This window comes from Leptospira kirschneri serovar Cynopteri str. 3522 CT, from assembly GCF_000243695.2.
Classification (GTDB): Bacteria; Spirochaetota; Leptospiria; order Leptospirales; family Leptospiraceae; genus Leptospira; species Leptospira kirschneri.
On the sequence record NZ_AHMN02000011.1, the window covers coordinates 93,864 to 116,220 of the forward strand.

Annotated in this window: 15 protein-coding genes and 2 pseudogenes; 12 read left to right on the top strand and 5 right to left on the bottom strand. The window is 35.9% G+C overall.

Going from position 1 to position 22,357, the window contains the following annotated elements:
* Positions 1-3 precede the first annotated feature (3 nt).
* The 5 genes from LEP1GSC049_RS213140 to LEP1GSC049_RS213120 all read left to right on the top strand — a co-directional run bounded on the left by LEP1GSC049_RS213140 (position 4) and on the right by LEP1GSC049_RS213120 (position 6,444).
* The gene (locus LEP1GSC049_RS213140) at positions 4-1,212 is read left to right on the top strand and encodes a HupE/UreJ family protein (protein WP_004753248.1); all 1,209 of its coding nucleotides are present in this window, start codon (positions 4-6) and stop codon (positions 1,210-1,212) included.
* Positions 1,213-1,236: 24 nt separating this feature from the next.
* Positions 1,237-3,744, top strand: a complete 2,508-nt coding sequence (locus LEP1GSC049_RS213135; RefSeq protein ID WP_025186062.1) for a TonB-dependent receptor — start codon at positions 1,237-1,239, stop codon at positions 3,742-3,744.
* Between the two features lie 233 nt (positions 3,745-3,977).
* Complete coding sequence (locus LEP1GSC049_RS213130) at positions 3,978-4,310, top strand: hypothetical protein (protein WP_004753335.1); 333 nt, start codon at positions 3,978-3,980, stop codon at positions 4,308-4,310.
* 440 nt (positions 4,311-4,750) lie between these two features.
* Entirely contained in the window at positions 4,751-5,395 is a 645-nt protein-coding gene (locus LEP1GSC049_RS213125) for a DedA family protein (RefSeq protein WP_004759162.1), read from the top strand.
* Positions 5,396-5,436: 41 nt separating this feature from the next.
* Positions 5,437-6,444, top strand: coding sequence for a hypothetical protein (locus LEP1GSC049_RS213120; protein WP_004768969.1), 1,008 nt, complete (start codon positions 5,437-5,439; stop codon positions 6,442-6,444).
* 272 nt (positions 6,445-6,716) lie between these two features.
* Here the strand turns inward: LEP1GSC049_RS213120 and LEP1GSC049_RS213115 are convergent, their stop codons facing one another.
* Positions 6,717-7,856, bottom strand: coding sequence for a DUF1577 domain-containing protein (locus LEP1GSC049_RS213115; protein ID WP_004759144.1), 1,140 nt, complete (start codon positions 7,854-7,856; stop codon positions 6,717-6,719).
* Positions 7,857-8,575: 719 nt separating this feature from the next.
* Between LEP1GSC049_RS213115 and LEP1GSC049_RS213110 the strand changes: the two genes are divergently transcribed.
* Together LEP1GSC049_RS213110 and LEP1GSC049_RS213105 are read left to right on the top strand one after the other, a co-directional pair.
* Positions 8,576-8,944 (top strand): hypothetical protein, encoded by a 369-nt coding sequence (locus LEP1GSC049_RS213110; RefSeq protein ID WP_004753147.1) that lies wholly within the window; start codon positions 8,576-8,578, stop codon positions 8,942-8,944.
* 41 nt (positions 8,945-8,985) lie between these two features.
* Positions 8,986-11,211, top strand: a complete 2,226-nt coding sequence (locus LEP1GSC049_RS213105; protein WP_004752874.1) for a carbonic anhydrase — start codon at positions 8,986-8,988, stop codon at positions 11,209-11,211.
* Between the two features lie 291 nt (positions 11,212-11,502).
* Here the strand turns inward: LEP1GSC049_RS213105 and LEP1GSC049_RS2000000226565 are convergent.
* Positions 11,503-11,767 (bottom strand): annotated as a pseudogene (locus LEP1GSC049_RS2000000226565) (DUF1561 family protein); the annotation flags it as partial.
* A gap of 443 nt (positions 11,768-12,210) precedes the next feature.
* Here LEP1GSC049_RS2000000226565 and LEP1GSC049_RS213100 point away from each other — a divergent pair.
* From LEP1GSC049_RS213100 to LEP1GSC049_RS213085, 4 genes and pseudogenes are all read left to right on the top strand, one after another.
* Positions 12,211-12,549 carry a hypothetical protein gene (locus tag LEP1GSC049_RS213100; protein ID WP_004753021.1) on the top strand — a complete coding sequence of 113 codons (339 nt, stop codon included), beginning with the start codon at positions 12,211-12,213 and terminating at the stop codon, positions 12,547-12,549.
* A 125-nt stretch (positions 12,550-12,674) separates the two neighbouring features.
* On the top strand, positions 12,675-14,045 hold the full coding sequence (locus tag LEP1GSC049_RS213095) for a TolC family protein (RefSeq protein WP_004763829.1): 1,371 nt from the start codon (positions 12,675-12,677) through the stop codon (positions 14,043-14,045).
* Positions 14,011-17,127, top strand: coding sequence for an efflux RND transporter permease subunit (locus LEP1GSC049_RS213090; RefSeq protein ID WP_004753406.1), 3,117 nt, complete (start codon positions 14,011-14,013; stop codon positions 17,125-17,127). Before LEP1GSC049_RS213095 ends, LEP1GSC049_RS213090 begins: the two co-directional genes overlap by 35 nt.
* Positions 17,128-17,699: 572 nt before the next feature.
* Positions 17,700-18,442: pseudogene (locus tag LEP1GSC049_RS213085) on the top strand (GNAT family protein).
* Positions 18,443-18,514: 72 nt separating this feature from the next.
* Here LEP1GSC049_RS213085 and LEP1GSC049_RS213080 read toward each other — a convergent pair.
* The 3 genes from LEP1GSC049_RS213080 to LEP1GSC049_RS213070 form a co-directional block, all read right to left on the bottom strand.
* Positions 18,515-19,054 carry a DUF1564 domain-containing protein gene (locus tag LEP1GSC049_RS213080; RefSeq protein WP_004752849.1) on the bottom strand — a complete coding sequence of 180 codons (540 nt, stop codon included), beginning with the start codon at positions 19,052-19,054 and terminating at the stop codon, positions 18,515-18,517.
* Between the two features lie 759 nt (positions 19,055-19,813).
* Positions 19,814-20,188 carry an STAS domain-containing protein gene (locus LEP1GSC049_RS213075; protein ID WP_000124812.1) on the bottom strand — a complete coding sequence of 125 codons (375 nt, stop codon included), beginning with the start codon at positions 20,186-20,188 and terminating at the stop codon, positions 19,814-19,816.
* Positions 20,189-20,285: 97 nt separating this feature from the next.
* Entirely contained in the window at positions 20,286-21,575 is a 1,290-nt protein-coding gene (locus LEP1GSC049_RS213070; RefSeq protein WP_004753359.1) for a homoserine dehydrogenase, read from the bottom strand.
* 141 nt (positions 21,576-21,716) lie between these two features.
* Here LEP1GSC049_RS213070 and LEP1GSC049_RS213065 point away from each other — a divergent pair, with 141 nt between their 5' ends.
* Positions 21,717-22,328, top strand: a complete 612-nt coding sequence (locus LEP1GSC049_RS213065; protein WP_004753428.1) for an LIC_10572 family protein — start codon at positions 21,717-21,719, stop codon at positions 22,326-22,328.
* Positions 22,329-22,357 lie beyond the last annotated feature (29 nt).

Genomic DNA, 22,357 nt, shown 5'->3' on the forward strand with positions numbered 1-22,357 from the left:
AACATGAAGAAAATAATTTATTTTATTATTATATTATTTTTTTCAAATGAAGTTTTTTCTCACAATAGGAGTGAGTCTTTTTCGGTTTGGAAAGTAGATAAAAATATTCTCAGTGGTGTAATAACAATTCCGATTCGGGAAGTTACTCGAATTCCTTTTTTAGACGGAGAAACTGGAGATTTATCGGATCATTTCGCTTCTTACATTCGACCTCATATTGTAGTTCGTTCTGGAGATAAAGAATGTTTTCTTTCTACACCGATTCGTCCTTTAAAATCCAATTCCGCTTTTATACGACTGGAAATGATTTTCCAATGTGAAAATAAACCTCCGGATTTTATGATATATACCGGATTTTATGCTCCTTCTCATCTTCATTATTCCAGATTGAATTTCGAAGACGGGAATATCTCTGAAAATTTATTTCAATCTAAAAGAACCGAGTGGGGTTTTAAAAAAGAATCCGCTTCTCAGTCTTCTGGTTTCTTGGGGTTTGTATTTGCCGGGATCGAACACATCGGAACTGGAGTCGATCACATCGTATTTTTATTAGCGGTTCTTTTAGCTTCTAAACATTGGAAGGAAGTTCTACTTTCGATTACAGGTTTTACCTTGGGTCATAGTTTTACTCTTTCAATTGCAACGTTAAATAAAATCAAACCAGATACTTCGGGTATAGAGGCATTTATTGGACTTACCATTTTGATCGTTGCCGCCAAATCAGTGTTAGTTGTAGAAGAAAAAAGGAGTCAAATTCCTTTTTGGGTCGCTTCTGTTCCTTTAATAGTAGGTTGGATCGTTTGGAGTTTACAGATCCGAGAAACCCATATTCTATTTGCGTATATAGGAATGTCCTTTTTCACTTTTTGTTATTTGTCTTTCAATCAATATATAACGAATTCTAAATCAAGAGGTTTGTATTTGGGAATTACCACCCTTGCTTTTGGAATGATTCACGGTTTTGGATTTGCAGGATTTTTACTCGAAACCGGTCTAGATCGAGACCATTTATTAATTCCACTTCTTGGTTTTAATTTAGGTGTGGAAATAGGTCAGCTGGTTTTGATCAGTCTTATTCTCGGAGTGGTTTGGTGTTTATTTCGAAAAATCAAATCTGAGTTCAAGGAACTTACTCTTTTATATTTATTATTTCTGCTCGCGGTCCTAGGAACGTACTGGTTCTTTCAACGTAGTTTTCAAATTCATTCTTAAATACATTTACAGTCGGCTTCAAGAATGAAAGCATTTTATAAAATATTAATATTATATTTTAAGAATTTTTGTTTTCGATTTCTGATTCGTAACCCCTTGTATGAAAAAAATCGTTTAGTTTTGTTTAAGGTGAGATCATTTAGAAAAGTATTGAAACTTATTTTAAAATCCCAGAAGAGTAAAAAAATAAATTTAAATATAATAAAATCAATTTGGTTTTGGAGTGGATTTTTCGGAACAGAATTATTTCAAAAAGTTCAAAGGACGAACTTCTTTAAGAATTTGATCGTTTCTGTAAACAAAAGTTTATTTAGAAATTTAAGAACTTATTTTAGAAACTTGCGGTGTGGGAACTCATACCGAAATTTAACTACAGAAAAATCATTCAAATCCACGAATTCTACCTTAAGAGACATAATTTATGGGAACTACTGCATTTTATTAAAAACTCTCCGAAGGTTTATGGATGATTTCTTGGGTGTTCTCGGAATAACTCCGAAACGGACTTTGATAGCGTTCAATTTATTAGTAATTTCTAATATTCTAATGGCTCAAGAGCCAAATCCAGAAAAAGAAGAAATAAAAAAGAAAGAAATTATCGTTACCGGAAAAGCAGATTTTACAAATCTAAATTCAGCTAGCGAAGATACAATTCGATCTGAACAAATTAGATCCAGACCAATTTCTAGAACGGGGGAGATTGCAGAATTTGTTCCGGGAATGATCGCTACTCAACACAGCGGATCTGGAAAGGGAAATCAGTATTTTTTACGCGGTTTTAATTTGGATCATGGAACCGACTTCGCTTCTCATGTGAACGGGATTCCGATTAATAATCCTTCTCACGGACACGGACAAGGATATACAGATCTCGGTTTTTTAATTCCGGAACTTATAGAAGATATCAAATTTAAAAAAGGAGTTTATTCCGTGGAGGAAGGAAATTTTTCTTCTGCCGGCTCTATGAACGTATCTTACTTTCGTTCTCTTCAAAAAGGAATGGTTTCTTTAGAAGGTGGAACTTTAGGATATGCGAGGACGCTCATTGCAAAGTCCCACACGATCGGTCGCGGTAATCTCTTGTATGCTTTGGAAACTACGCACTATGATGGCCCCTGGACCGTTAAAGAAAATTATAAAAAAGTCAATGGGGTTGTTAGTTACAGCGGAGGAGACGAGCAGAATGGTTATCGTATATTAGCAATGGGTTATAGAGGAAATTGGCACACTACTCACCAAATCCCTAAAAGAGCGATAGGCAACGAGCTTAGTAGATTTGATACGGTCGATCCTACAGATGGAGGTTTTACAAATAGAGTTTCGGTTTCTGGCGAGGCACAGCACACAGATAAAAATTCACATGCAAAAATTTTAATTTATGGTTTATATAACGATCTTTCCTTATTTTCAAATACAACCTACTATCTTGACGATCCGATACGAGGGGATCAGATCGAACAAACGGACCGAAGATCTGTGTCTGGTCTTAAATCCAGTTATAAGATACGATCGATATGGGATGAAATCAAATTTGAAAATTCGTTCGGATTTCAGGTCCGAAGAGATTTCATCAGGAACGCTCTGTATCATACCGAAAAAAGGGCCGAGTTAGACGTAGTCCGATCCAATCAAATCATCGAAACAAACTTATCAATATATTATGAAAGTAAAATACAATGGAATTCTAAAATAAGAACCATTTTCGGGCTTCGCGGCGATCAATTTCAATTTCATGTAGACGATCGTAATTCGGAGTTAAACGATCGAAAACGTTTTTCAATTGCAAATCCAAAAGGAGGAATTGTTTTTGGTCCTTGGTTCAAGACTGAAATTTTTTTAAACGCAGGTAGAGGATTTCACACTAACGATGCAAGAGGACTTACCAATAAGGAAAATACTTTCACTCCGATAGTAAGATCACATGGAGGAGAATTTGGAGTTAGAAGTATGATTTTTGAAAATTGGAAAACAGTGTTTAGTTTATGGCGGTTAGATTTAGATTCCGAACTCATATTTGAAGGTGACTCTGCTTCGACCGTAGCCAGTAGATCCAGCACTCGAAGAGGAGTAGAATGGTCCAATTACTTTGAGCCGATAAAAGGTTTAATTTTGGATTTGGAAGTATCGATTTCCAGATCTAGATTTAGAGGGGACGAAGACACAGGAAATTTTATTCCAGGTTCTATTGAACACGTTTATTCTGGCGGAATCACTCTCAAAGAAACGTACGGTTTTTTCGGTTCGATTCGAGGCAGATACTTTGGACCCAGGGCTTTGATAGAAGACAATAGCGTCAGATCTTCTCCTACGACTTTATTCAACTTTCAAGTTGGAAAAAAGTTCAACGATGTATGGAGTATTGTATTCGAAATAATGAATATTCAAAATGCAAAAGTAAGCGATATAGATTATTATTATGCATCAAGATTAAAATCCGAGCCAGAAGGTCCGGACGAAGGCGGATACAACGATATACACACCAGGCCGGCTTCTCCACGTTCTATTCGGTTTGGGGTAAGAGCTTTATTTTGAAAAATAGTAGAGTTGTTGAAAAATTCCATAGTGAAGATTTGTAAAATTGCTTCAATTGTCCATTTCAATTCAATACAAACAGATCAAGAATTAATTTTTCAACAACTATAGTGATCCTTCTCCAAAATAGTGGACACGTTTGTGCAAAAGCAAAAAGATAAAAAGTACGGCCTATAAAACAACACTATCAGGTTTTTAGAATTTTAAATTTTGAGAAAACGGTATAAAATAGAATGATGGTTCAGGACTCAATCCAAATACTTCCTTATAAAAGAACTCGATTTCGTGCTACTGTAGAATCCGTTTTACATCATAAAAACCAGGAACAATCTAAAATTTTATTGTATGATATTCGTTTATTGATTTCCGGAAAATCGGTGATTCAATCTCAACTGTTTTATTTATCTAGAAAATTCAGATCTATGAATCTCAAACCGGGTGATGAAATTGAGTTCGACGCGAGAATCAAACCGGATCGGAAAGGGATTTCTTCGCATTCAATTCGACTAAATTATCCAACGAAGATTTTTCGTTATAATTCGGGAAGCGAACATCTGTTATTTTAATGTTTTACACGTTTGACTTACTCGATCCCCTATAAATTTTATCCTAAGAACCTGCCCAAATTCTAAAAGATGTGGGAACTCACATAAGAGTTTAGGAGCGAACGTTACAATCAAAACTCGTAAATTGCTTCAAGTGACGGTTTCTGTGGGAACCACCACGTTTAAGTTACAGACTTACAGAAGATTTTTTTGGGATAGGCTCTAAATAACGTGAATGAACGCGAAAGAAATCGATGCAAGGAAGCTAAAGCAGAACTCTGCTCTCTATAGATTGCGTTCTAAATTGTATCTAAAGACAATTGTTGTATCATGTTTCTTGGATACAGTGATTGACCGGAGCTAAAGAGCGCTGCCTGTAGTAAGCCGGGTTTGCCCGGTTTTTTTACGTCAAACTCACGTTAAATACAATCTAGAATACGACTCGCAAGTAGGGAGGCAATTTGGAAATTCTTAAGTTTTTACTCGATTTCTTTTTAAACCTGGAAACACATTTGGATACGATCGTTCAGACGTATCAAAACGGAACATACGTTATACTGTTCTTGATCATTTTCGCCGAAACCGGCTTGATCATAACTCCTTTTCTTCCGGGAGATTCCTTACTTTTTGCCGTTGGAGCTTTTATCGCCAGAGGTTCTTTAGACCTAGGAAGCACGTTAGTTCTTCTTATTATCGCGGCTATATTAGGAGATACCGTGAACTATTCGGTGGGAAATTTTACAGGAGAAAAAATATTAGAAAAAGAAAAAATACCCTTGATCAAAAAAGAACATCTCCAAAAAGCGCACCGGTTTTATGAGGTTTACGGTGGAAAAACGATTATCATCGCCAGATTTATACCGATCATACGCACTTTTGCTCCTTTTGTAGCCGGAATTGGAACCATGACTTATGTTAAATTTATTGCATATAATGTGATGGGTGGAATTCTATGGATCACAATTTTTATTCTCGGAGGGTATTATTTCGGTAACCTGGATTTTGTAAAAAGAAATTTTAAAATTGTAATATTTGCGATTATTATTATTTCTGTGATGCCGGCTGTGATCGAATACCTAAAGGAAAGGAGAAAGGGCAAGGTTTAGGAATTTTTAATCTAAAAAGCTCGCCCAAATATTAATAAAAGATGAACTTAAGAGAAAGTTTTATTTCTAAATTCGCGGCGAGTTACGTAAAACCCAGATTTGAAATTTGGTTTGCTGCCATACTGATTCCTGAAAATGATCAGGCTTTTTGGGTGAGATATTCTACTCTCAATCCCAGAAACAACCGTGATTTGTATTCTACGGGAGCGGTTTGGGTTTCTTTATTCGATCGTAAGAATCCAAAAAATCACCGAACCGTTGCACAGTCTTTTCCTTACGAAAACGTTTCAATTGGGGAAAATTCGATCGAATTTCCCGAGGCTTCGGTGGGGCCAGATCACATGAACGGAAAAATCCAAACCCCACAATCGGAAAATTTGGCTTGGGACTTGGAGTTTAGACATCAACTGGAACCCGCCACACACTTACCACGTTGGTTAGAACGAACTCCGATTCCAAAAACGAGAAGTATCGTTTCCTCACCTTTTACGGAAGTTGCGGGTTGGATTCAACTTGCAAATCGTAAATTTACATTCCAAAATGCGAATGGACATTTTAACCATATTTGGGGAACCAATCGAGTATCCGAATTGTTTTGGACTTTTGTTCCTAAGTTTGATGATGATCCAGACAATTGGTCTATGGAAATTGTAACGGTTCGACCTCAGCCGTTTACTCCTGCTTTGACCTTTGTCACACTTCTAAAAGGAGGAGTTCCGATCCATCAACATTCTATCTTTCGTTCTTTGAGAAGTTCTACAAAGGTAGAATATCCGAAATTACGTTTTCAAACTCGTTTAGACGATTATGAAATATTTGTGGAAAGTGAAATGGACAAGGATCAAATTGCGGGTTATATCTACAGAGACCCGGATGGAAGTCCTAGATATGTAGAACAAAGTGATATAGGAAGTGCAAAATGTGTTATACGTCATCGCGGAAAAGAGATTGTTTTAAACGCGAAACAGGCCGCTGGAGTTGAGTTTCACGGGTTGCGTCCTTGGAGAAAGGATCATCAATATTTGGATCCTTACCAAAACAAATATTAAAATTTTTTAATTAATTTCTATGTTAGAATCTGTAAGAATCATCACTTGAAAAAGTGTATTCTGACTTTCTATATCAAGCTCATGTTATATAGTTCATTTTTTTTGAAACAATATTAACGTGTGTTTGATGTAAGAAATTCACTTTATGAAGATCAATATTTATACAAAAACGAAATGTAAGAACTCTTATAAATCTGAATTTTGCAGATCTATTTCTAAAATTGTAGAAATTCCACCTAGCTTTTTTACGGAAATTGTCCAAGTTATATAAATTAATTGGAAGCCAACAGTTCTAGGTTTGATTCGAAACGGGCTCTTTCTCCCGGCAAATCGGATTTCCCTGCGAGTTCTATTCCTAAAATGAGATGACCGTTTTCATCCAGGGCCAACCAACGAGTAATACCGTGAACCGTAAACGGAGCCTGCATTTTAAAAAAGATGTCGAATACAAAATCATTTTGTTTAGGTAACGTTTCGATTAGATGCGGATTTTCGATCTTAATCCTAACTCCTCCTTTAGAAATTTCAAGAATTGAAAAATGTTCCGAAGTTTTGATCGTGTTCGATTCTTTGATTCTTTCTATCATGTCCTTTGCTAAAATTTGGAATTCCTGTACGTCCTTTTCCGTAAAAGATTGTTCCTTACTCTGTATAGAAAAATAACCGATCGGAATTTGTTCTTCCGAGTGATTTATATAAATGATCGGAACGATTAACTCGGAAATAATTTGTTGATCTTTGTATTCTTGAATACAAGAAACCAGATCGTCGTCTATTTCCTTTTCGTAGTGGATTCTTCCTGGAGAATTATTTTTATAAGAGTTCGGATCTTGAGTGTTTTCCAAAAGAAGATATTTAAGTGTTCTTTTAACGATTTCGAATTTATGATTCAAACCGGGACCGAACGTATCTATGTTTACGGTATCGTTTGTTTGTTGTTTGAGCCGGTTTTTAAAGTCTTCGAAGTTTACTTTGACCAAGGTAGGAATATTGAACATATTCGCCTCGATTACTGTTTTAGAAGAGATTACGTTAGTCACATACATTTCGTTCGATTCAACTTGAAATCTTTGAGTTTCTCTGTTTTTTCTCGCGATGGCTAGACTCTCTACTTTGATTATAAAAAGTGAATTTTCTAATTTTTGAAGAAAGATACATTCTAATTGGATGTATTTAGCAAGAATCGTATAAAGAATAAAAGGTTTTTCTTTCGGTAAGTCTTCTTCGTTTAGGACCTGTATGATTATTTTTTCACCTTCTTCTAAAACTTTTTTAATTACTGCCTTTTTATCAAATGGATCTATTTTGAAAACAAGCTCCTTTTCTAAAAGATACTTTGTGATTACGTGATCCTTTTGTTCAACGGAAGTGATCGTATCCGTTTCTCTTTCTGTTTTTTCTATATATTCCATTAGTAATGTATCTTTAAGGAGAATCGTTTGGATGATTATCCTCTTTGGAAAGAATTCAGTAAACGAAAATTATAAATTCGAATTATAAAAAGATAAAGTTTATTATAATGTTAAAAAATGCTTGAAAATAACTATAAAATAATTTATTGAATGTAATGAGAATTCTGGCTCTAAAGTCTTGGCAATTGAAAATGGAGCAAAGATGGAATTTTATATATTTTGACGTGATTTCATAAAATGGAAGATTTACGAAGTCTTAGTTTGTGCCTACTTTACTAATTGAGTATAGGAAATTTTCGCTATAAATAGCTATTTGAGTGCAAAATATTGGTACTCTATTATATAGTTCTGAGTAATAGAATCTTATTCAATAACGAACTTAAATTTCTTTCTACGTTTTCATGAGAAATAAGACGAATTTTTAATGAGAAATCAATTACATTTAAAAGAAATGTTATTTTGAGGTTCAAAGAACGTAACGTTCCTAGAAAACTTCAAAGTATTTTATTTGAAAAGTATATGAAACTTTTAAGTTACTTGAATAATCTGGATTGCTTCCGATTTCGTTTTTCAAAATAGGGAAGTTTTCTTTTTTTAACGTGAATGAACGCGAAAGGGATCGATGCGAGGTAAATAAATTGAAACTTAAGTCGAAATATCGTATTACGTTTCTTTTATGCAATTTATTTACCAGAGCTGAGAGCCCGATCCGGCTGCCTATGGCAAGCCGGATTCGCCCCGGTTTTTTTACGTTGAACTCGCGTGTTTTGATAGATCGTTTTTTAAGTTTTGGAATTTTTTATAGATTTTTTTCTGTTTTAGGAATGATCCTGATTTGTTATTCTGCGATTATATACTCTCAACTTTACAATCCAAATTCTTTTCTCGTCACAAACCAATCTTCTGAAACCGAAAAAGAAAAAACGATAGAATTTAAATCGGAAGATTTTGTATCTCAAAAAGAGCAGTTTACGATCGGTTATGATTTGGAAATTGCAAACTACTTGGATTTAGTCGAGTTAATTCTTGTTCAATATGTTTCGAAAATAGAAAACCCACCTCCGGAAATGTTCCGCTTTTCGATTTAACGTTTTCGAAATTTTTGGCTTTAAAGCCGAAGGAGCATATTATGAACATATTATATTCTTTTCCTCGTGTTTCTTGGAGCAATTTAAGACACGATTTTTCTGCCGGTTTAGTGGTCTTTTTAATTTCTCTCCCTCTTTGTATAGGAATTGGGTTCGCTTCGGGAGCGCCCATAGTTTCCGGTTTAATTAGCGGTATAGTTGGCGGAATTGTAATTTCTCTGATTAGTAAATCTCCCTTATCAGTAAGCGGACCGGCGGCTGGTTTGACCGTGATCGTTTTTGATTCTATTAAAACATTAGGAAATTTTAATGATTTTCTTTTGGCTCTTTGTTTGGCCGGAATTTTTCAAATTATATTAGGTTTTTTGAAAGCTGGAATCTTGAGTAATTTTTTTCCTTCTGCAGTGGTCAAGGGAATGTTAGCCGCGATCGGAGTTGTTTTAATTTTGAAACAGATTCCTCACGCGGTAGGTTACGATATTGATTATGAAGGAGATATGGAATTTTTTCAGAAAGATCGGGAAAATACTTTTTCGGAAATTTTAACCGCTTTCTACCGTTTTACACCAGGCGCGATCATTTTGTTTACGGTTGCCTTGGTTTTGATTTTTATCTGGGAAAAGTTCAAACTACATAAGAAATTTATAATTCACGGATCTTTGGTTGCGATTGTGACAGGTGTTTTGTTAAACGAAATGTTTCGGGTTTTTGAATTAGGTATCGTAGTGAGCGGGGAACATTTGATTCAACCGATTCAGTTGAACGGGGCTCTGGATCTGTTCCTGGATGATTATTCTCCGAATTTTTCCCAATGGAAGAACCAGACGATCTATTTTATTGCAATCAAGTTATGCCTTGTGATGAGTCTGGAGACCTTGTTGAATTTAGACGCGATTGAAAAGATAGATCCGCAAAGAAGAATTGTATCTAAAAATAGGGAGTTGATCGCTCAAGGAACCGGAAATTTGTGTTCGGCGATTTTAGGTGGATTACCGATTACTTCCGTAATCATTCGTAGTTCCGCGAATTTACACGCAGGAGCAAGGACCCGGTTTTCTTCTTTCTTACACGGTTTATTGATTTTGGTTTCCGTGATTTTGATCCCTGTTTGGATCGCAAAAATTCCTTTGGCTTCTTTGGCTGCGGTACTTTTAGTCGTAGGTTACAAACTTACGGATTATAAAATTTTACAGACACAATATAAAAAAGGAATGGATCAGTTTCTTCCTTTTATATCTACGTTAGTCGGAATCGTTTTTACGGATATTTTGGTGGGAATTGGTATTGGTTGTTTATTTTCCGTTTTTTTTATTATGAGAAGAAACATTCTCAATCCTTATCAATTTAACAAAAAAGAAATGGCTTACGGAGTAGAAGTAAAGATTGATCTTTCCGAAGATGTTTCTTTTTTGAATAAGTCTAGTATGTTATATAAACTAGATAAGGTTCCGGATAACGCACATTTAATTATAGACGGTTCTAGATCTAAATACATTGATCCAGACGTTTTGGAAATTATAGAAGACTTTAAAATCGTAGCCAGATCGCGTAATATCAAATTGGAAATTATAGACGTTACTTCCAGTTACGAGAAGATTCAGAACAGTCCTTTGGACTTGGTACTTCAACAAGATTATCAAAAACTTTTTGAAAACAATCGGATTTGGGTGGAGGAAAAACTTTCCAAAGATCCGGATTATTTTAAAAATCTTGCATTAGGCCAAACTCCTCAGTATCTTTTGATCTCTTGTTCCGATAGTAGACTTTCGGTCAATGAAATGACAGGAACGAGCGCTGGAGAACTTTTTGTTCATAGAAATATCGCAAATCTAGTGATCGATACGGATATGAATCTAATGTCGGTTCTTCAATATTCCGTTGAGGTTTTGAAAGTTAGACACATTGTTGTTTGTGGTCACTACGGTTGTGGTGGAGTAAAAACTGCGATAGACGGGAAATATCACGGTTTGATCGACGCTTGGTTACGTCATATCAAACAAGTATATCGTATGAATCGAAAGGAACTTTCTTGTATCTTAGATGAAAATGAAAAACACGAAAGGCTTGTAGAATTAAACGTTAGAGAACAGGTTTATAATCTTTGTATGACCACTATCGTTCAAAACGCTTGGAGTAGAGGTAACGATCTTCAACTTCACGGTTGGGTATACGATTTAAAACAAGGTAAAATTTTAGATCTGAACATAGACATTGATAAAGATTTTAAGGATTATGATATTTTCCGTTATCAGTTTGAAACTCATTGAGTTTTTATTCTAAAATAACCTGAGTTCGATATAACGAATGCGAAACGGATCGATGAATGAACTAAAGCACAACGCTTTCCTCAAACTCAATGCATCGCTCCCTGAATGCCGATCCTTAGAGAGGCATTCGCTGAGTTTTCTGGGTCGCTCTGGAAACTCAGTGTCTCACTCCCCATGGGTCGTTCGACAGGTCGCGTTAAAGAACTCAACACAACGCTTTCCTATGGGTCGCGTTGTGGGGTGGGACTCAGTTTTACAGAGAATTTGTCGCAACTCCCACAGATTTAATATTGAGATCCAAATACTTGTGGGATTGGTTATAGTCCTAGCAAATCCGTATATATGAATTCTAGTTGAACTTGTGATTCTACCATAGATTTCAGGTATCACTTATAAGTATGTTCAATTCCGGATAACGTTGTCTAAACGAAATAAAAGGATTTGTATCTGGAGCTGTATCGAAAAAATAACCTCCACTCTGAAGAGGTCCTTGAGAATGATATTCTTGTAGTTCAGCTAACATCTGAAAACTATGAAGAAAACAAGTACTAGATATGTGTAGTGATAGTATTCACCTGACAGTTGGGTAAAAATCAGTGGTCCCGAATTCTTCTGAAAGTAAAAGGATAAAAAAGTATACCCGTAAAACACGCTATGACGAAGACTTTCAGAAGAGCACGATCAAATTCGTGATAAGTCGAGGAAATCAATGACCCAGCTATCAAAAAATTTGGGGCCTCTTTGAAATCGTTCTTTAAAACTTTGAAAATAGAGAAGGCACTTTGTATTAGCCCTGTCGAGTTCAGAGAAAAAAAATTTTGTATAACAATGTCTGTTTTTCCGGACGAACTTCACTTTATGTTTTTTTCAAGAAGTCCTGATACTTATTTGATGTGTTTTGCGCAGTAGGCGCCCTTATTTTACGTTGACAAGTTCAGATGAACATTATGTTGATAAGATATGGGTCAAGTTATATTCAAAATATGGATCGGATGTACATTGTTAGCCGTTCTTATTTTGACTTTAGATTGTGGGCCCATCTGCGGATTCGATTCTAAAATAAAAAAAACGATAGAAACTCTTCAGTCTTCTTGCCATCAAGAATCGAATTCGGATGAATCTCCAGGTTGCGATTGGGATTTTGGCTCGATTACTTTTTCGGAAATCGGCACAAGTTTTTTTAAACTATTAAAATTTTTTATACCAGCTCAAATTCATTCTTCAAACGTATACTTTTCATTTTTTACTTTCAATTTTGAAACCCGATTCATTTCTGTTTTTCTCAAAACCGGCTCAAACGAAATTCAAACGTTAGACTCAGTTCGTCTTTTGATTTAATTTTATAGTCTCCACTATTTTTGATCCTTTCTGTTTTGAAATCGATGATACTTTCTTTTGATCTCAAAATTTGAAAGAGTTTTGTTCTGATACAGAATTTTTCGATTTAAATGTTGAGGCGGACTATGCGGAACCATACTTCTGAAATTTACAAAAGTATATTCTATTTTTTGAAACTGTTTTTGATTTTAATGAAAAACATTGTAAATAACTTTTTAAACTTACCTATTTTGTTCAATTCGATAATTTTTTTAGTAGTTTTGGCTTCTCCCGTTCGATCTGAAAATTCTTCTCTATTGGACATTCGAACCATTCTTGACAGGGCCGAGAAAAATTCTTCTTTGTTACTTTCCTTAAATGCGGATTTGGAATCCCTTTTTTATCAACGCAAACAGCAGGGAAAAACACAGAATCCTTCTTTGACTTTGGACTACGGTCGTAGAAGCGCTGCAAACGAGAGTGGTTCCGAATACGCCATTCAGTTTGAACAACCCGTGTATTTTCCTGGTAGAAAAGAACTACATCAACTTTTGGTGGATAACAATTCCAAAATCAAAGAGATCCAGCTTCAAGAAGCGAATAACTCGATTCGGTTTAACGCGCTTAAGTTTGCTTATCGTTATCTAGTTTCTGCCGGAAAAAAAAATCACGTTAAAGAACGTCTCAAAAGATTATCCATATTAGAAAGTTACATCCGTGCGAGACCGTTTATCACTCCTCAGTCAAAGACCGATTTGTTTATCATTCAAAGAAAAATTTTGGCTCTTAGAAAACATTTCAACGATCTAGAATTGGACGCGAATAAACAATACGAAGCGATGAATTTGTATCTTATGTTTGAAACCGTTCCTTCGTTTCGAATTCCATTTTTTACGGAAGGAGTGAAGTTCGATTTCAACGAACTACAAAATAAGGCGATTTCTCAAAACCTGACTCTGATGGCCGCTAAAGGTGAAATTGAAAAGGCGAAAACAGAATTGAATCTTGCCAGTTTGGAAAAATATCCGGATTATTCTATCATCAGTCAAGTGGGTGAAGACAGATCAGGAGTAGCCAACCGATTTTATGATTTCGGTTTTAAGTTTAGAATTCCAGTATGGGATCGGTTTCAAAATAAGATTTCCGCTGCGGAGGTCAATGTGAAGTCCAAACAGGAAATTTTTCATCATCAAGAAAATCTTGTGAAAACCGCATTCAAACAAGCTTTTTTAGATTACGAACAATCCAAAATCAATCTTAAACTTTTTAATCTTTCTAAGTTAGACGAAATTGAAAAAGATCTAATTTATGCAGACGTGGAATTCAAAAAAGGAAGAATATTGATGATCAGTTATCTGGAGTTGGAAAACCAACTTCATGAAACACATCATGCGATCTTGGACGCTCAGATTGCGCATTTGGAAGCTCTGCTCAATTTGTTGTATATCACAAACGAAAAAGAAATTATAGGAACTTTGCAACATGCTGTCCAGACTTTTGAATATCAGCTTAAGTAATCCGATTCTATCGGCGGGAATCGTATTTTTTTTATTCATCTATTCTTTTTTCACTTTGAAAGACGTGTCGATCGACGCTGTTCCCGACATTACGAATACTCAGGTGATCGTGATCGCTAAAACCGGATCTTTAGATCCCGAGCAGGTGGAAAAGGTAGTTACGTTTCCGTTGGAAACGGAGCTGATGGGAATGCCCAATCTAATAGACGTTCGTTCCGTATCTAAATTCGGACTTTCTAATATATCTTTGATCTTCAAAGAAGGAACGGACATATACCAAGCCCGAAGTATGGTTCTGGAAAGAATTTCAAGCGCAAAGGAAAAACTTCCGAAAGGAATCTCGCCTACGATCGTTCCGAATACCACTGGGCTTGGAGAAATTTTCTTTTATACCGTAGAAGCAAAACAAGGAAGTAGACTCGCTTCTCTTCCTGAAAAGGAACGTTTACTCTATTTGAGAACTGTTCAAGATTATACGGTTCGTCCTCAGATCAAAGCGCTCGTGCCCGGAATTGTAGAGGTGGATTCTAACGGAGGATATGAAAAAGAAATCCATATCGATTTAAATCCTAACAAAATGAAATTTTGGGGAATAACTATCGATCAATTAATCGGAGAATTGTCCACGATCGGAGAAAGTTTTGGAGGTGGTTTTATAGAAAACGACGGAAAACTCGCCATCGTTCGAGCTTATGGAATCAAAAAAAGTTTAAACTCCTTATCGGAAGTTACGGTTCGCCGTACTCTTACAGGCTCTCCTATCCGGGTTTCCGATATTGCAGAAGTAAAGGAACACGGTAAACAACGATTAGGTGGGGCGAGTTCTGAAGGTAAGGAAATAGTTTTGGGAACCGCGATGATGTTACGGGGAGAGAACAGTTATCAAGTGAACTCGGATCTAAATCGCGCCGTGTCGCTTTTAAAACTTCCGGAAGACGTAGAGGTTCGGATACTACTTGAAAGATCTTTTTTGATTCATTCTACAATTTTAACCGTGACCAAAAATCTTTCCGAAGGTGCAGTTTTAGTTGTTCTGACCTTGTTTTTTATCCTTTATAACATAAAAGCTTCGATCATAGTCGCGGCGATCATTCCGGGTTCCATGCTTTTGACCGCGATCCTTATGAAGGTTTTCGGGATTTCCGCCAATTTAATGAGTTTGGGAGCAATCGATTTCGGACTTCTTGTAGATGCTTCTATTGTAATCACGGAGAACGTGTTAACTCGATTTGAAAGAGATCCTATTTTCAATCGGGAAGAAAAAATCCGTACGATTTTGAACGCTTCGTTAGAAGTCTTAAAACCGGTGTCTTTTGGAATTGTAGTCATCATGCTCGTATATGTTCCGATTTTTACGTTAGACGGAATACCTGGTAAGATGTTTCGTCCTATGGCTCAGACAGTTCTTTTTGCATTGGGATTTAGTTTAATTTTAGCCGTTTTTTTTCTTCCTCCTTTGTTGTTCTTTTTTATCACTCCACCTAAGCACTTCGTAAATCAGGATGTTAAAAAAAGTAGAATTGTAAAGTTGTATGAAACGTATCTTCCCATTCTTTTAAATAAACCTAAATCGATTATAATCGGTTCCATTTTATTTTTCCTGTTTACTTTGTTTGTCTATTCCAGAATGGGAACGGTTTTTCTTCCCAAGTTAATGGAAGGGGACTTGATGTTGGTGATCGTAAGGGAAGGAGATATTAGTATAGAAGAAAGTTTGAAAGAACAAAAAGAAGTGGAAAAACTTTTGATGCAAATGCCGGAAATTCAGAGTGTGTTTTCCAGAATCGGAACCAGTTCCGTAGCAAACGATCCGATGGGAACTTTTAATGCGGATACTTTTATCATTCTTAAAAAGGAATCTTTAAACGATCTGTTAAAGGAAAAAAATTGGGAGAATTTTTTAAACCGAATTCATAAAAAAGTACAGGAAAGTTTTCCAAAATCCGAATTAACTCTCAGCCAACCTTTAGAGGCTAGGTTTAACGAACTTTTAGAAGGGAGTAGGGCCGATATTAGCGTAAGAATACTGGGAAAAGATTTAAATACTCTTTTGGATCTGCAAAATTCCTTAAAGGAAAACTTGCATAATATTCCTGGAGCTGCAGAGGTGGAATTGGATCCGATTATGGCGCTTAGAAAATCTTCTGTGGTCGATATAATTCCAGATCCATTTAAATTAAAATATTATAATATATCTCTTCCTTTGTTTAACAGCGTTGTCGAAGCTTCCATGAGTGGATTTGAATTGGGGGGATATTACGAGGAAGAAGTTCGATTTCCGATTAAAATTTGGCTCTCAGAAGAATTTAGAAACCGTGAATCTGAAATATCGAATATAGGAGTTGGGACGGAAGACGGTGGTATGATTCCGATCAAACTTCTTGCTTCTATAGAAAAAAAAGATAAGATCATGACAATATCTAGGAATAAGTCTAGAAGATTTGTGGCCGTTTCTGTAAATCTTCGGGGAAGAGATCTGGAAGGATTTTATTCCGAAGCAAAAGATAAGATTTCTAGTATGAACATTCCTCGCGGATATTCCGTGTTTTGGGGTGGGCAAATCGAAAATCTTTCCAAAGCGAAGGAGAAATTATCCGTGATTCTTCCTTCCACATTTTTGATGATTTTCGTGGTTTTATATCTGGGGTTGAGGTCGGTTCGTAGGGCTCTACTTGTATTTTTTTGTGTTCCGTTTGCGTTGACCGGAGGAATTTGGTTTCTTTTTTTGAGAGGAATGGATTTGAGCGTTTCCGCATTTGTGGGATGTATTGCGTTATCCGGAATATCTGTGTTAAACGGACTCGTTAAGTTAGATACGATTCACAGAATACGAGAGAACGAAAAAATGTCCTTAAGGGATGCGGTTTTAAAAGGAGCTACGAGCCGGATTCGTCCTGTAATTATGACCGCACTTGTCGCTTCTTTTGGATTTATACCGATGGCGTTCGGATCCGGTCTCGGATCGGAGGTGCAGAAACCGTTGGCGACCGTAGTGATCGGAGGAATTGTGTCGTCTACGATTCTTACTTTGGTAATACTTCCAGTTTTTTATTTTTGGTTGGAGGATGATTCTAAAAATTAGTAAATTTTAATATTATTAAATTTTTATGAGTGGATTTTTAAAATTATTGATGAAGGTTTTGCTGCTTGGGCTTTATTCGAAGAATTTTGAGTTTTTTTGTAGTATTTGGGTTGTGAGAGTTCCCACAGATTACGCCTCTCTTATCGAACACTTGTTTTACGTAGAAAAACTTCGTTGTTTTTGGACTTTAATATAAATTTCCCATCTTAATTTTTCCACAAAAATGTGGGAACTCTCACGGATCAGGGTTTTACGGTTTTATTTTAGAAAATGTGAGAACGAACATGTTAGTAATAGTTCAGTTTTATCGGGGCGAAAGGGATTGATGCGAGAGGAACTAAAGCAGAACGCTTTCCTCAAACTCAATGCATCTCTCCCTGAACTCAGCAAAACGCTTTCCTAAGGGTCGCGTTTTAGGTCGCGTTCTAAATTGAAATTAAAGACGATAGTTATATCATGCTTCCTGTATGCAATTCATTGACCAGAAGAGCTGAGCGCTCGTCGGCTGTCTGTGGCAAGTCGGATTCACTTAATCTTTCTTACATAGAATTTACTTTAACTAGGAATCTCTAATGCAGGCAAAAGTCGTAGAAATCACTGAAAATTACGTTAATCTTCTTAGACTCTTTCTAATTTGATGGGAACTCCTATTTTTAATTATAAAAGCTTCGATTTTTATTCGAATCCGGATTCAAATTGGTTCACGAGGATTGTATTAAAGGGAAATCTACAATCTGAAGATTTGTTTTTAGAAATCAAAGATCTAAGAGTTAAGGGATTTGATCCATATATACTGGATTTCTTGAATACGAGAGTTCATGAAATCTCGATTTATGAACTCGGGTATAATTCCTGCGAAGAACAGATTGGAATGTTTTTGAAAGGAGATATGATTTTACTCAACAAAAAATCAAATATAGATTTGAATATTCAAAAAATTGAATCTAAGAAGGATCTAAAAGTTTGGCTAAAGATTTTAAACGATTCTTTTGAATCTGACGATCGACTGAGTTTATATTCCAAGTTGTTAAATCTAGATTCTTTTCGTTTGTATGGAGGTTTTGTAAACGGACGAATGACTACAACTGGAATGACCTTTTACGATGGTGAGTCCTTCGGTTTATATTCTATTACAACCGATCGCAATTATAGGGGTTTGGGTTATGCTTCCAATATTGTTGAGCATATATTAAGTGAAATACGAGAGATTTTTTCCGGTTTTATTATTTTACATGCGACACAGGCAGGGAAAATAATTTACGAAAAGTTTGGTTTTGAAAATTCTATTTTGCTTCGTCATTGGGGTAAATTGTAATACGATTTGGAGGACATCCCACATATAGTGTATTTTTTCAAAATGATCTTCTTTAAAATACTTAATAGTTTTCTAATGCATAGACCATTTTCCGGTTTCTAATGCTTCAAAATAGGATTTAGGTTTATATTGTAATTTGCGAATTACTCGATTGTCTGTCAAGTTCAGGTGGAGTATATAACTGTAAGAGCGATGGAAGATGGGAACCCCAGCGTTAACCGTATTCACGATCGAATTTCCAACACCCAAAGAATCCAACCAAAGGAGATAATTAAAAAGATAACAACGAGATACACCATGAGCTTGTGCAAGAGCACCGAATAGAGTCCAACTTGCGGTATTGACTCGAACGTTAACACGTTTCATTTTATGTTTTCCTGGACTGGGCTGATATAAGGTTCTTCCAGCGTTTTTACCAAGTCGTTTCGTAGTAGAAAGATATTTTCCGTAGATTTTCAGAAGTTCAGGAATTTTTTTGGAAAGAAGTTTTCGATCCTTTTCAGAGAAATGAATCCAGGTCTTTTCTGGAATCAACAAAGTAACGGTTTCAGAGCGGTTTTTACCAAGAGAAGAATTGATTTCAAAATTGGAGTTTAATAATAAAGTTCCCATACCGATAACAGTTCCAGGTGAGGATCGAATGGAGTGAATTTTCGAATAAAAAAAGTTGAAAATTGATTTATTTTTAAATCTACATTTCTTATTTCAAGGAACCATTATAGAATCAATTTTTAATCTAGTGTCTTCGCCAAATTACGATTTCATGTAGAAATTCGATTACTGATCCACACAATAAAACACTATAAATTTTGAAATACTTTCTTATTTAACGTGAGTTCAGTGTAAGAAGATTGGGCGAATCCGGCTGCTGTGGCAGCCGGACCGGGCTCTCAGCTCTGGTTAATAAATTGTATATAGGAAACATAATACAACAATCATCTTTAGTTGCAATTTATTAACCTCGCATCGATCCCTTTTGCGTTATACCGAATTCACCTTACTTAGGGCAGGTGGATATTTTATTGTTATATTTTACAGTAGTAGTTCCCACAACCCTAATTGTTTAGAGACAAATTTTAATGGATAAACGACTATTTGTTGTTAATTGAGGATTCATAAATCTTTTTCATTAACTTTGAATCGAATTAAAAAATCTACCTGAGTATTTGAAAATTTTACTGTAAAATTGTGATTTGTGGGAACTCTCACGGAACTTAAAAATCCTCTGTAAATGTGGGAACTACTGCACAACATCTTACAGAAAAATTCTTGTCAGACATTCAATAAGAAAGTTGAGAGAGCGAATCGTTGACTCGCCGAATCCTAAGAGAATTTTATGAAGGCGTTATTTGATTGAGTAACGGATATTTTTTAAGAAGAAAAGGCTTTTTGAGCTTCCTCAATTGAATGATAGATTTGAACTTTTTTTGGAAGTTCCATTAAACGAATTACATTTTCTAAAAAATGATTGAGACCTCCAATAACAATCTTACCGGAATGTTGATCAACTGTTTTGATTAAGGTAAGAATTGTAGCGACTCCTACACTGTTGATATATTCCAAATTGGAAAGATCTAAAATGATATTATAAATTTCCTCTTCAAAGATAAAATGAATTTTCCGAGAAATTTCAAAAGAATTGGAATTAGTCACTTTCCCGTTGAAGACAACGAGTTGAACTTCCTTATCGGGAAGACTTGTTCTTGAAGTCTCGATGTATAATGAATCAAATTCTACTCTCGCCATGAAAATTCCTTAACTATGTTTATAAGAACATTTTTTTTTAAATTCTATTACTGACACTTCGAAGAATCTTTCAAATTCACGTTCGAGGGGGAGGTTTTCAGAGTTTATCCTCTAATCGAATTGCAACCGAAGTATGTCGGATTAGAGACAAACCGTCTATGATCTTCAATGAATTTTTAATATTTTCTTCCGTTGCTGGATGTGTAATTACTACAACTTCAACCGGCTCTTTTTCTGTCTCATTTTGCCTTACCGAAGAGATTGAAATTCCGTGGTCCCCTAGTACTTTAGATATTTCAGAAAGAACTCCAGGTAAATCCACGGTAGTAAATCTGAGATAATAGCGTACTAAAGAAATATTAGCTTCCGAAATCATAGCTTGCGGAAAAATATTTTTTTCCTGAGAAATACCCTTGTTTCTTCTCGCTCCATAATAAAGAATATCGGAGACAACCGAAGATGCCGTTGGTAAAGACCCGGCTCCCTTGCCTACAAGCATACCTGCTCCCGCATAAACGGTTTGATAATAGACTGCATTCATCTCGTTCATAATATTTGCGAACGGATGTTTAATGGGAATCATCACGGGTTGAACTCGGGCCTCGATTTTATGAGATAACTTCCGTACTAACCCAAGAAGTTTAATTCTATAACCAAGTTCGCTCGCAAATCGAATATCCAATCCGCTAATCTTTGTTATACCTTCGATTTGTACGCTCTGTAAAGGAATTTTTTCGGAGAAAGCTAAACTTCCTAATATGCTGATTTTGTGAGCCGTATCAATACCTTCCACATCGAAGGTAGGATCTTTTTCCGCAAAACCCAAATCTTGAGCAATACGAAGCGCCTCCGAATAATCCAAATTTTCCAATTCCATTTTGGAAAGAATAAAATTTGTCGTTCCGTTGAGAATACCGTATAAAGAAAGAAATGAATCGGAACCCAGACCGGACTGAATGGAACGAATTACTGGAATGGCACCTGCAACTGAAGCTTCCATTCCGATTTCCAAACCCTTTTCTTGAGCAAAAGAAAACAACTCATCTCCTTTTTGTGAAAGTAAGGCTTTGTTTGCAGTAATTACAGTTTTACCGTACTTTAACGCATCTTTTACGATTGAATAAGCTATGTCTGTTCCACCCACGAGTTCTAAGATCATGTCAATTTCAGGATCTGTGACAAGCTTTTGATAATCGGATTCTAATTTGCAGTTAGGAAAACTTTGAAGTTCTTTTCTAATTTTTTCGGGAGTTCGAGTACAAACGGAGGAAAGAATCAACTCTATTCCGAATTTTTCAAGATACTTGCTACTTTCTTTTTTTAAAATTTCGATGACCCCTGACCCGACGGTTCCGGCGCCGATCAATCCAATACGAAGGCGTTCCATGGTTTACCATTTTCATAACTTGCGAGTAAGATTCAAATGCAAAAGTGATGTTCTTCGAAGGATTGAAATTTTAATTTACAACGATTCATTTTTCTGGTACCAATCAAGTAAAAGTTCTTAAATTTAAAGACACAGGTCCAAATGGCAAATAAAAGAAGGCCTCCTAGAAAGAAACATCATTCCAATCACAAAGGTTCGGGAGGAAATCGAGAAAATGCGGATTCCAACCGAAGTGGAAATGAACAGAGAGTAAGATCTCATCAACAACGTCAGCAACAACAAGGGAAAAATTTTCAAAGAAATCAAGAGTTTCCGCGTAAAAGTAAAGAACTCGCTTTGGAGAAAAATTCTTCTCCTAAAGTAAGAACGTCTCAAGAAAGCGGGAAACTTATAGCGAGAGCGATCCTTATCTTTAGCACTCTACTTTTAGGAATTTTTAGTTATTTCATTTGCGAAAACTATCATACAAAAACTCCCGTTTATGGTAAACGTGGTTGGGATGATACCTTTCATAGATCTGCAACTTGGGCACAGTCAAAGGAGATCTGCGAAGAAAAATCCAAACGTTTACCTGGAAAGGATCAACTTAAAACTTTCAGTAAAAGAGCGGATCAGAAATTACGGAATGCGGGAATCTTTTGGTCTTCCAGTCAAGACGGAGAAACGGGTTATTACTTTTCAGTGAATTTCAAGGATGGTTCTGAAACGAGTAGTCCCGGAACAATGAAATATAACGTGATCTGCGTTAAGTGAATTACGTTTTATAAATGTTTTTCAATTGA